We start from the raw sequence: 11,608 nt of genomic DNA, 5'->3' as shown, positions 1-11,608 counted from the left end.
CTTATGTTTTTGCGCCACGTCATCACCTTCAGCCTGATCGCCCTGCTCGCCGGCTGTGCCGGCTTCGGTTCCCGCGAGGCCCTGCAGGGCCAGGGCAACCCGCAACAATGGAGCGCCCACAAGGCGCAACTGACCCAGCTGGACGGCTGGCAGATCGACGGCAAGGTCGGCATCCGCGCGCCCAAGGACTCGGGCAGCGGCACCCTGTTCTGGCTGCAACGCCAGGACTACTACGACATTCGCCTGTCCGGCCCACTGGGCCGCGGTGCCGCGCGCCTGACCGGGCGCCCGGGCCAGGTGGTGTTGGAAGTCGCCAACCAGGGCCGCTATGAAGCAGCCACCCCCGAGCAACTGCTGGGCGAACAGCTGGGCTGGAACCTGCCGGTGTCGCACCTGGTGTGGTGGGTGCGCGGCCTGCCCGCCCCGGACACCAAGAGCAAGCTGACCCTGGACGGCGACAGCCGCCTGGCCAGCCTGGAACAGGATGGCTGGAGCGTCGAATACCTCAGCTACACCGAACAGAACGGCTACGCCCTGCCCGAGCGCATCAAGCTGCACGGCCAGGACCTGGACGTGACCCTGGTGGTCAAGTCCTGGCAGCCACGGCAGCTGGGGCACTGACATGACCCAGCCACGCCTGACCCTGCCCGCCCCGGCCAAGCTCAACCTGATGCTGCACATCCTGGGCCGCCGCGCCGACGGCTACCACGAACTGCAGACCCTGTTCCAATTCCTCGACCACGGCGACGAACTGCAATTCGCCGTGCGCCAGGACGGCGAGATCCGCCTGCACACCGACATCGAGGGCGTGCCCCACGACAGCAACCTCATCGTGAAAGCCGCGCGCAAGCTGCAGGCGCTGACCGGTACCACGCTGGGCGCCGACATCTGGCTGCATAAAGTGCTGCCCATGGGCGGCGGCATCGGCGGCGGCAGTTCCGACGCCGCCACCACCCTGCTGGGGCTGGACCATTTGTGGAACACCGGCGCCGGCATCGACCGCCTGGCCGAGCTGGGCCTTTCCCTGGGCGCCGACGTACCGGTTTTCGTCCGCGGGCACGCGGCGTTCGCCGAGGGCGTGGGCGAAATCCTTACCCCGGCCGAGCCCGAGGAACCCTGGTACCTGGTGCTCGTCCCGCAAGTCTCTGTTAGTACAGCAGAAATTTTTTCAGATCCGTTGTTGACACGCGATTCACTTCCCATTAAAGTGCGCCCCGTTCCCAAGGGAAACAGCAGAAATGACTGCGAAGCGGTAGTCACAAGACGTTATCCAGAAGTACTTAACGCCTTGAATTCACTGAAGAAATTTGGTGATGGACGACTCACCGGAACTGGAAGTTGTGTGTTTGGGGCCTTCCCAAGCAAAGCGGAAGCTGATAGAGTTTCGCACCTTCTTGCAGATACCCTTACAGGGTTTGTAGCCAAAGGCAGCAACATCTCAATGTTGCACCGTAAACTACAGAGTCTGTCACAGGAAACGAGTGCTGGGCACTCGTAGCAACAGATACAGGGGCGTCGCCAAGCGGTAAGGCAGCAGGTTTTGATCCTGCCATGCGTTGGTTCGAATCCAGCCGCCCCTGCCATTTTCCTTATACTCATCCAGGTATACCCTCAGCCGGCAGGTACTGCGCGTGTCCAAGATGATGGTCTTTACGGGGAACGCTAACCCCGATCTGGCTCGGCGTGTAGTACGTCAGCTGCATATCCCACTGGGTGATGTCTCTGTCGGTAAGTTCTCCGACGGCGAAATCAGCACTGAGATTAATGAAAACGTCCGCGGTAAGGACGTCTTTATCATTCAGCCGACTTGCGCTCCGACGAACGATAACCTGATGGAACTGGTTGTGATGGCCGATGCCTTCCGCCGCTCCTCAGCGTCCCGAATCACTGCGGTGATTCCTTACTTTGGTTATGCCCGCCAGGATCGCCGTCCGCGTTCCGCACGTGTTGCCATCAGCGCGAAAGTCGTCGCTGACATGCTCACCGTGGTGGGGATCGACCGTGTTCTCACGGTGGATCTGCATGCTGACCAAATCCAGGGTTTCTTCGATATTCCGGTAGATAACATCTACGGCTCCCCAGTATTGGTGGATGACATCGAGGATCAACGCTTCGAGAACCTGATGATCGTGTCCCCGGACATCGGCGGCGTCGTGCGTGCACGTGCTGTTGCCAAGTCCCTGGGCGTTGATCTGGGTATCATCGACAAGCGCCGTGAGAAAGCCAATCACTCCGAAGTGATGCATATCATCGGCGACGTCGAAGGGCGTACCTGTATTCTGGTCGATGACATGGTCGACACCGCCGGCACCCTGTGCCACGCGGCGAAAGCCCTGAAAGAGCATGGCGCTGCCAAGGTCTTTGCCTACTGCACACACCCTGTGCTGTCGGGCCGGGCGATCGAGAACATTGAAAATTCCGTGCTGGACGAGCTGGTGGTCACTAACACCATCCCGCTGTCCGCTGCAGCACAAGCCTGTGTACGTATCCGTCAACTGGATATCGCACCGGTAGTTGCCGAGGCGGTCCGCCGCATCAGCAATGAAGAATCGATCAGCGCGATGTTCCGCTAAGGGCCCTGCCCTGCGAACACCTCGTTGACGAAAAGCGCCCCGCCCCAACACTTCCGTTGGGGCGGGGCTTTTTTGCCCATCCCGGTTTGACGCTGGTCGCAAACGTTACCCGGGCATGGCTATTTTGGAGATGTAAAATGACTGATTTCATCCTGAACGCCCAAGCGCGTACCGACCTGGGGAAAGGTGCGAGCCGCCGCCTGCGTCGTCTCGCCGCCCAAGTCCCAGCCGTAATCTACGGTGGCGACAAAGAAGCTGAATCCGTAAGCATCCTGGCTAAAGAAATCGCCAAGCTGTTCGAAAACGAAGCTGCTTTCAGCCACGTTATCGAACTGAACGTTGACGGCACCAAGCAAAACGTCGTGGTCAAGGCCATGCAGCGTCACCCAGCCAAGCAGTTCATCATGCACGCTGACTTCGTCCGCGTTGTTGCTGGCCAGAAACTGACCGCTATCGTTCCTGTGCACTTCGTCAACGAAGAAGCTCCAGTGAAGAAAGGCGGCGAGATCTCCCACGTTGTCAACGAGATCGAAGTTTCCTGCGAAGCCAAGGACCTGCCTGAGTTCATCGAAGTCGACCTGGCCAACGCCGAAATCGGTTCGATCGTTCACCTGTCCGACCTCAAGGCCCCTAAAGGCGTTGAGTTCGTAGCCCTGGCTCACGGCAACGACCTGGCTGTTGCCAACGTCCACGCTCCACGTGTAGCTCCAGAAGCTGAAGGCGCTGCAGAGTAATTTTACTCGGCACGCCGGAGTTGTAATGACATCGCGGTAGCATAAGCGGACGAGATCGCGAAGTTTACACAACCGACCTCGTCCCCTCATGCCACCGGCCAGCCCGGTGGCGATGTTCAATTCGATTCCAAGGAAGAGCCCCTGTCGTGACCGCCATTCAACTGATCGTTGGCCTGGGAAACCCTGGCCAGGAATACGAACAGACCCGGCATAACGCAGGGGCTCTTTTCGTTGAGCGCATCGCTGCCAAACAAGGCGTCAGCCTGGTAGCCGATCGCAAGTATTTCGGCCTGACGGCGCGTTTCAGCCATCAGGGCCATGATGTTCGCCTGTTGATCCCCACCACCTACATGAACCGTAGCGGCCAGGCCGTGGCGGCATTGGCGAATTTCTACCGCATTCCGGTAGACGCCATCCTGGTGGCCCACGACGAACTCGACCTGCCCCCCGGCGTCGCCAAGCTCAAGTTGGGCGGCGGCCATGGCGGGCACAACGGCTTGCGCGACATCATCGCGCAGCTGGGCAACAACAACGGCTTCCACCGTCTGCGGCTTGGCATTGGCCACCCGGGTGTGGCCAGTCAGGTATCCAACTTTGTCCTGGGCCGGGCGCCACGCGCCGAGCAGGACAAACTGGACGCCAGTATCGATTTTGCCCTCGGCGTGTTGCCGGATATCTTCGCCGGCGAGTGGAATCGCGCGATGAAAAACCTGCACAGCCAAAAGGCCTGACTCCACGAAGAGGGAATCACCATGGGTTTCAATTGCGGTATCGTCGGCCTGCCCAACGTCGGCAAGTCCACACTGTTCAACGCCCTGACCAAATCGGGTATCGCGGCCGAGAACTTCCCCTTCTGCACCATCGAGCCCAACAGCGGTATCGTGCCGATGCCGGACCCGCGCCTGGCTGCCCTGGCTGCCATCGTCAACCCCAAGCGCATCCTGCCCACCACCATGGAATTCGTCGACATCGCAGGCCTGGTGGCCGGCGCCTCGAAAGGTGAAGGCCTGGGCAACAAGTTCCTGGCCAACATCCGCGAAACCGACGCCATCGCCCACGTGGTCCGCTGCTTCGAAGACGAGAACGTGATTCACGTCTCCAACAGCGTCGACCCCAAGCGCGACATCGAGATCATCGACCTGGAACTGATCTTCGCCGACCTGGACAGCTGCGAGAAGCAACTGCAGAAGGTTGCGCGCAACGCCAAGGGTGGCGACAAGGACGCCGTGGTCCAGAAAGGCCTGCTGGAGCAACTGATCGCCCACTTCACCGACGGCAAGCCTGCGCGCAGCCTGATGAAGAACATGGGTGTTGACGAGAAGGCGGTCATCCGCGGCTTCCACCTGCTGACCTCGAAGCCGGTCATGTACATCGCCAACGTCGCCGAAGACGGCTTCGAAGGCAACCCGCACCTGGACGTGGTCCGCGCCATCGCCGAAGAAGAAGGCGCCATCGTGGTGCCGGTGTGCAACAAGATCGAAGCCGAAATCGCCGAGCTGGACGACGGCGAAGAGAAGGACATGTTCCTCGAGGCCCTGGGCCTGGAAGAGCCTGGCCTGAACCGCGTGATCCGCGCCGGCTACGAACTGCTGAACCTGCAGACCTACTTCACCGCCGGCGTCGAGGAAGTCCGCGCCTGGACCGTCAAGGTCGGCGCCACCGCGCCACAGGCCGCTGGCGTGATCCACACCGACTTCGAAAAAGGCTTCATCCGCGCCGAAGTGATCGCCTACAACGACTTCATCCAGTACAACGGTGAAGCGGGCACCAAGGAAGCCGGCAAATGGCGCCTGGAAGGCAAGGAATACATCGTCAAGGACGGCGATGTGATGCACTTCCGCTTTAACGTGTAAGCGCGTTACGGCCATTCAAGAAGCCCCGGTCTCGCAAGAGCCGGGGCTTTTTCGTGTTTTCTGACCATTGAGGTCAGCCAATGCCAGTCATCTTTCGTAACCCAGTTTTCCTTGACGGAAAATGGGGCGGGCGGCACTATTCTCTTCAATCGCGCCCGATCCTCTGGTGCTGGCTTAGTCCGGCATTACGTTCGGGCCTTCTTATGTCTGGAGACATGGAAGTTGTTGACTCCAAAACCTTTCCGGAGCTATCCAGACCTCGTCACCCTCCTTACCGAGCGCAATATGCTCGTGGCTGACCCGGCCCGCGCAGAGCGAAAACTCGCCCAGTTAGGCTACTACCGCCTAAGCGGTTACTGGTATCCGGCACGCGAATTCGACAGAGATGCTGGAACGGGCCTGGCAAAATCATGCCCTGCTTCCGGCAAGCCGCTACGCAAGAATCTATTCGCAACGGGCACAACGTTTGAGGATGCGGTTTCCCTTTATCGATTCGACAAGCATCTTAGACTGCACATGCTGGATGCTATCGAGCGCCTGGAAGTCAATTTAAGAACGGTGATCGCTCATGTAGTGGGCTATCACCACCCCATGGCCTATACCGATGCCACATTCATCCAGCCCAAGCATGCCAATGACTTCATATCGCGCGGCAAAGTCAGGAACAAATGGATCGAATGGTCGACTCACCAACAGGTATTGCTAAAGCGCAGCACGGAAGACTCGATCGAGTGGCATCGTCGATCGGGGCGCCCAATCCCATTTTGGGTCGCCGTAGAAGCCTGGGACTTCGGCGCGCTTTCTCGCTATTTCGAAATACTGAAGGGCACGTACCAAAACCAGATCCTGGCACGGTTTGGTCTCAGCGACGCGCGAGTCTTCGCGCGTTGGCTGCAAGAGATAAACCTGCTCAGAAACCGCTGCGCCCATCACACTCGTATCTGGAACCAGGTCTCTCCCAATCCGCTGTCCGCAGTTCCCAGCGAGTCCTATTTCACTGCGCTGAATCTGGATCGAAATGCGTTGACGCGGCTGTATGGTCTGGTCTGCATCATCTGGTTTCTGATGCAGAAGATCGCCCCACGCTCGAATTGGATCAATTCGGTAGCTGACTTGATTGATACCAAGCCAGCACTGCCGGGGTGCACCTTTGCATCGTTCGGATTGCCTGCCGAATCCGGATTCCCCCGAACGGCTTTCGGGATTTAGCTGCCGCCCGCCACGCCGTGCTGGAGTGGAGTAGACCTGGCGGCAATAGTTACAAGGTGCGTATGCGGTTAAGGAGCGCTCGACCGCAACGACGGCAACACCTCACAACTCAACCACCTCCGCAACGCCCGGTTCTCTGGAATCAGGTGATATACCAACAACGCAAACGCCCCGCAGTCACTGACCATCACCCGCTCGCGCTCATGCCCGCCAGTCATCAGGGTAAGCGTGCACTGCTGGTCGGCGTCCAGCTTGGCAAGACGATGGTCGACCAGCCCAATGCCCATTAGCCGGCCCAGGTCTTGGGCACATAGCCAGGCACGGTCGTTGATCAGCAGGATGCGGAGGATTCGTTCGTTGCGGTGGAAAACGGTGGGGGTAAGGCAAGACGAGGTACCAACTTCAATTTCCATATGCTTGTTCCATTTGCAACCGATGCAGCTTTTGCCGACATCGGTACAGGGCTAGATCGGCAGGCATAATTACCCGCCACGTATAACGCTCTGCTGGTATTCAGGTCGCTAAACCCGGCCATTTTCATGGCAGGGAAAGCCTATCCCGCACGCCCCACTCCGCGATATCCACCCACTTCCGGTTTTGCTGTAGGACGCTTCCCTACCACCGCATCAGATAGACCAACCTTGTCAACTTGATGCCCGTACCAGGAATGAAAAAGCCCCGGTCTCGCAAGAGCCGGGGCTTTTTGTTACACACTGCCCCGGGCGGGCAGATTGACCTCGTTCATGTTGACCTCTACCATCAGATCCAACACGGCCCCTCTCGGCAACGTCACTTCGTGATGCTGCTGCTGAGGGGTTTTTTAATGGCTGGCATTTTTACCACGATGCTTCCCACCCCTCGTGAAGCCCCATGCGCGCCTCTCTCGAACCGATACTTTGGCTCTGTGGGAACGCCTGCAACTGCTGCTTCATTCGCTGCGGCCAACTGGATCGCGGATATATCACCTGAATCAAATGACGAGTGACACACAGCAGCAAATAACACCGCGCCAAGGCATGCCCTTTCCCAAGAAAATGAGTGACCCATGGCACCTCGGCCGCCTTGGGAAGCTTTGGCTGGTCGACAATATTTCGATTCCACAACCGGCTATGATGCGCACAAACGTTGCGTAGATAATTCAAACTACGTAACCACGAAGCGAAGATCCGACCGTTTGAAATCCCGTATTTGGACGAGATCGCGTCTTGGTCGCATGCCCTCATACCGTCGTACAGCGTGGACATCGTTCCAAAGTCCCAAGCTTCTGCTGCTATCCAAAGCGGTAGCTGCGATCCATACCTGGCTTTGCAGGCGAGAATGAAGTCCTCTCGCGAGCGACTTACCAATTGCTCATGGCGTAGCATCCAATCCTGATGCCTGCTAGCTCCAGTCCTGGGATTGATCCTGCCGCTGAACTCCCGATGGAGAAGATCAGGCTTTGTGTGCGCGAAGGGATGAAGCCCGCCAAGGTAATGACCAATATCAACCCTCAACGCTATTTCAATGCGCTCCAGGGCATCCAAGGCCAATAGGCGCAACTGCTTGTCGAAAACATAAAGATCAACAGCATCCTGAAAAGTGGCACCCGGCCTGAAAACATCGATGTCCACCGGCGTGCCAGTGGCCGTGGCCTTCCCTTCGAGCGAAAGCTGATGAGCCCGGTGGTCGCGTAATGCGTACCAGTACCCGCTCAACCGAAAATAACCTACCCGGCTTAGCCAGCTCACCGCCACAGCTTTGTCTGTGATGATCATTCCCCTTTCGGCCAGGTAGTCCAGCTGTTCATTAAAACTAGCCCAGGAATTACCGTACTTAACCATAGGTGGTTCCTTCCATGCCTTGGGTTACATCTGCCCTATCCAGAATTGCGGTCGGGGGAAACCCTGGTTGCTAAACGCCGCCACTTTGACCGCAGGGAAAGCCTATCCCGCACGCCCCACTCCGCGATATCCACCCACTTCCGGTTTCCCTGTAGGACGCTTCCCTACCTCCACCCGAGATAAACCGACTTGACGCCCGTAGCCGCTGCCGCCAGGCTGCGGCAGCGGCTACACCACCCACCCCAACAGACCACGGACATGGCCAAGAAAACCTCCACCTTCGACGACCTCATCTTCCTCGCCAGCAAGCTCCCCTGGTGGTCCAGCCTGATCCTGGCGGTGGCCTCCGGCGTGTACCTGCACGGCGTGGCCACGGCGCCCATCGCGGTGGTCAGCGACCCAGCGCAACTGCAATCGATGATGACCCAAAGCCTGTTCAGAACCCTGGCGACCTTCGGCCAATTCCTGCTGCCACTGATCTTCGTCATCGGCGCCATCACCTCGGTCCTCGGCCGTCGCAGGCGCCGCGAGCTGTTGAACACCGGCCATGCGGTGAACGACTTCACCTGGCAGGAATTCGAACTGCTGGTGGGCGAAGCGTTGCGCCGCCAGGGCTTCAGCATCGAGGAACGCGGCGGCGCCGGGCCCGATGGTGGTGTGGACCTGATCGCCCGCAAGGAGGGCGAGAAGTACCTGGTGCAGTGCAAGCACTGGCGGGCGCTGCAGGTGGGCGTGCCGGTGGTGCGCGAGCTGTATGGGGCCATGGCCGCGGAAGGCGCGGTGGGTGGTTTCGTGATCACCAGCGGCCGTTTCAGCGAGCCCGCGCGTGAGTTCGCCAGCGGGCGAAACCTCAAGCTGGTGGACGGCCGCCAGCTGCGGCGCTGGATTGCTGCAGCGCAGAAACAGACAGTACAGCCCCCCAAGCCTGCCGCTGCCCCAGTGCCGCCCCCCATGGTCGAGCCGCAACCCAAGGCGCCCGCCTGCCCCCATTGCCGCAAACCCATGGTGATCCGGGTGGCGCGCACCGGCCGCAACGCCGGCGGCAACTTCTGGGGCTGCAGCGACTACCCCAAATGCCGCGGCATGCGCGCCATCTTCCCGCAAACCCCGCCCCGTAGCAGCGGCCCCTAGGCCGCGTCCGGCCCCAACGCGCTCCCCAAGCAGACCGTGATGGGGCGGGACGCAGCCTTTGGCAGCTGCTACGGAATATTCAATTGATAAGCATTAGCAAATTTACTACTGTCGTGCCCTGCCCTTTTCAAGCGATCGTGGAAGCCTCATGTTCGAATTGCGCTCCGTCAGCTTCAAAGTCCCTGGCCGCACCTTGCTGCAACCGCTGGACCTGCAGATTCCCCACGGCAAGATGATCGGCCTGATCGGCCACAACGGTTCGGGCAAGTCGACGCTGATCAAGTTGCTGGCGCGCCAGCAGGTGCCCGCCAGCGGTGAGATTGTGCTGGACGGCAAGCCGCTGCCGGCCTGGGGCAACCGTGATTTCGCCCAGCAGGTGGCCTACCTGCCGCAGCAGCTGCCGGCCGCCGACAACCTCACGGTGCGCGAGCTGGTGGGCTTTGGCCGCTACCCGTGGCACGGCGCGCTGGGGCGCTTCAGCGACGAAGACCGCGAGGCGGTGGAGCGGGCGCTGGAGCTGACCCACATCAGCGCCTTCGCCGAGCGCCAGGTGGACCTGCTGTCTGGTGGCGAGCGCCAGCGCGTATGGCTGGCCATGCTGCTGGCGCAGAACAGCCGCTTCCTGCTGCTGGACGAGCCCACCTCGGCGCTGGACATCGCCCACCAGGTGGAGGTGCTGTCGCTGGTGCACGACCTCAGCCGCCAGCTGGGCCTGGGCGTGCTGGTGGTGCTGCACGACGTCAACATGGCCGCGCGCTACTGCGACCACCTGCTGGCCCTGCACAGCGGCCGCCTGCTGGCCCAGGGCAGCCCCGCCGAGCTGATGCAGAGCGAGACCCTGGAGCGCATCTACGGCATCCCCATGGGCGTGATGCGCCACCCCGGCGACGGCTCGCTGATCAGCTACCTCGACGCGCCGGCCACTGCAGCGGGTATGGCAGGCTGAAGGCCGCGCCCCGCGCCAGCGACAGCGCGCTGCCCCAGCGCGCCGGGTCGAAGAGCATCTTGCGCATGGCGCTGTAGCAGGCCAGCGACGCCCAGATCATATGCGCCTGGGCCCCAGTGGCCTTGGCCGGCACTGCCTCGTCCACATTCACCACCGGCACCTGCACGCCGCGCCCGGCAAACGCCGCCTGGGCCCGTGCGGCGTTATCGAACGGCACCACGCCGTCGCGGTCGGTACCGCACAGCATCATCGGCGTACGCGGGGTCCAGTCCAGCGTGCTGTTGCGCGCCAGGTCCTGCTGGAACGGCGTGTTCGGCTGCTCGACAAAGGCCTTGGCGAACCCGGGCTGGCGCATATCATCGATTGAGCGCAGCTGATTGAACGGCGCCTGGCCGATCAGCGCGCGCAGCCCCAGCGGCCCGGGGAACGCGCCCTGCACCGCCTGGGCATAAGGCGCCTTGAACACCTCCTCGGGCTGGCCGTAGAGGTTGCCGTACACCCGCTGCATGCCCAGCACCGTGTAGGCCAGCAGGTAAGGCGACAGCTGATTGGGCCCGGCACTGGTGACGCCGTTCCACGACTCGCGGAAGGTGTGCGGCAGGTCATAGGCGCCGGACATCGGCGCGCTGGCCACCAGGTTGAATTCGCCCAGGTGGTCGCGCTCGATGGCGCGCTGGGTCGCCATGGTCACGTGGCCGCCTTGGGAGTAGCCGCCGAGCATCACCTTGCCAGAGAAACTCACGCCCAACTGCGCACCGGCCAGCCTGGCCGCGCGCAAGGCGTCGACCATGGTGCTGGCCTCGGAGTCGGCGTGCAGGTAGGGGTGGAAGGGATAGTGGGAGTTGCCCAGCCCCAGGTAATCGCTGGCGATGACCACGTAGCCACGGGCGGCGTAGACGGAATTAAGGGGGTAACCGGCGGAAGCGGCGGCCAGTTGCGCCTGTTGGCGGTGACGATCGGTTTCGGTACCGCGGGCCCAGCCCAGCAGGGGCGCTGGTTGTTGGCAGGCGCTGCCGTCAGGCACCACCAGGGCGGCGGAGGCGTCGGCGGGTTCGCCCTTGACGCCGATGGTGCGGTATTGCACCGCTACCACTTTCACACCGCAGTCGACCTTGTCGACGAACGTCCTTTGGCTTTCCGTTGCCTGGTTGATCTGCGCGGCGCTGTAGCGCGCCACCTCCTTCACCTCCAGCAGCGTCCCGCGCTGCCCTGCCGTTGCATCCGCCTGGGCCGTTCCTGCGCCCAGCATGGCCAACCACGTGGTTATTGCACACACATATCGAGTTCGATCAGACACTGAAGCTCCTTGGTTAAACGCTCCTGACAGGCAGCCTTCATGGCG

At 61.1% G+C, this 11,608-nt stretch carries 12 protein-coding genes and 1 tRNA gene; 10 read left to right on the top strand and 3 right to left on the bottom strand.

What is annotated here, in order from left to right; genetic code table 11:
- Positions 1–3 precede the first annotated feature (3 nt).
- The 8 genes from lolB to AC0J42_RS04775 all read left to right on the top strand — a co-directional run bounded on the left by lolB (position 4) and on the right by AC0J42_RS04775 (position 6,369).
- Positions 4–621, top strand: coding sequence for a lipoprotein insertase outer membrane protein LolB (gene lolB, locus AC0J42_RS04810; RefSeq protein WP_416422511.1), 618 nt, complete (start codon positions 4–6; stop codon positions 619–621).
- Between the two features lies 1 nt (position 622).
- Entirely contained in the window at positions 623–1,498 is an 876-nt protein-coding gene (gene ispE, locus AC0J42_RS04805) for a 4-(cytidine 5'-diphospho)-2-C-methyl-D-erythritol kinase (RefSeq protein ID WP_473005402.1), read from the top strand.
- A gap of 10 nt (positions 1,499–1,508) precedes the next feature.
- Positions 1,509–1,583: transfer RNA gene (locus AC0J42_RS04800), tRNA-Gln, on the top strand.
- A 48-nt stretch (positions 1,584–1,631) separates the two neighbouring features.
- The gene (locus AC0J42_RS04795; RefSeq protein ID WP_008373254.1) at positions 1,632–2,573 is read left to right on the top strand and encodes a ribose-phosphate pyrophosphokinase; all 942 of its coding nucleotides are present in this window, start codon (positions 1,632–1,634) and stop codon (positions 2,571–2,573) included.
- 137 nt (positions 2,574–2,710) lie between these two features.
- Entirely contained in the window at positions 2,711–3,307 is a 597-nt protein-coding gene (locus tag AC0J42_RS04790) for a 50S ribosomal protein L25/general stress protein Ctc (RefSeq protein ID WP_416422508.1), read from the top strand.
- 146 nt (positions 3,308–3,453) lie between these two features.
- Positions 3,454–4,038: an aminoacyl-tRNA hydrolase gene (gene pth / locus AC0J42_RS04785; protein ID WP_008373249.1), complete on the top strand. Its 585-nt coding sequence runs from the start codon at positions 3,454–3,456 to the stop codon at positions 4,036–4,038.
- A gap of 21 nt (positions 4,039–4,059) precedes the next feature.
- Entirely contained in the window at positions 4,060–5,160 is a 1,101-nt protein-coding gene (gene ychF, locus AC0J42_RS04780) for a redox-regulated ATPase YchF (RefSeq protein WP_416422505.1), read from the top strand.
- A 222-nt stretch (positions 5,161–5,382) separates the two neighbouring features.
- On the top strand, positions 5,383–6,369 hold the full coding sequence (locus AC0J42_RS04775) for an Abi family protein (protein WP_473005401.1): 987 nt from the start codon (positions 5,383–5,385) through the stop codon (positions 6,367–6,369).
- Between the two features lie 68 nt (positions 6,370–6,437).
- Here AC0J42_RS04775 and AC0J42_RS04770 read toward each other — a convergent pair whose 3' ends face one another.
- Positions 6,438–6,782, bottom strand: coding sequence for a BRO-N domain-containing protein (locus tag AC0J42_RS04770; protein WP_473005400.1), 345 nt, complete (start codon positions 6,780–6,782; stop codon positions 6,438–6,440).
- A gap of 423 nt (positions 6,783–7,205) precedes the next feature.
- The gene (locus AC0J42_RS04765; RefSeq protein ID WP_416422502.1) at positions 7,206–8,189 is read right to left on the bottom strand and encodes an Abi family protein; all 984 of its coding nucleotides are present in this window, start codon (positions 8,187–8,189) and stop codon (positions 7,206–7,208) included.
- 258 nt (positions 8,190–8,447) lie between these two features.
- Here AC0J42_RS04765 and AC0J42_RS04760 point away from each other — a divergent pair, with 258 nt between their 5' ends.
- Positions 8,448–9,320 carry a restriction endonuclease gene (locus tag AC0J42_RS04760; protein ID WP_473005398.1) on the top strand — a complete coding sequence of 291 codons (873 nt, stop codon included), beginning with the start codon at positions 8,448–8,450 and terminating at the stop codon, positions 9,318–9,320.
- A 148-nt stretch (positions 9,321–9,468) separates the two neighbouring features.
- Positions 9,469–10,266 (top strand): ATP-binding cassette domain-containing protein, encoded by a 798-nt coding sequence (locus tag AC0J42_RS04755; RefSeq protein WP_473005397.1) that lies wholly within the window; start codon positions 9,469–9,471, stop codon positions 10,264–10,266.
- On the opposite strand, the gene AC0J42_RS04750 is transcribed toward AC0J42_RS04755, so the two are convergent.
- Positions 10,220–11,515 (bottom strand): lipase family protein, encoded by a 1,296-nt coding sequence (locus AC0J42_RS04750; protein ID WP_473005396.1) that lies wholly within the window; start codon positions 11,513–11,515, stop codon positions 10,220–10,222. The genes AC0J42_RS04755 and AC0J42_RS04750 overlap by 47 nt on opposite strands.
- Positions 11,516–11,608: the final 93 nt, after the last annotated feature.

The sequence above is a fragment of the Pseudomonas sp. Tav-5-1A genome, assembly GCF_055755055.1.
This window is presented reverse-complemented; position numbering and strand designations above follow the sequence as displayed.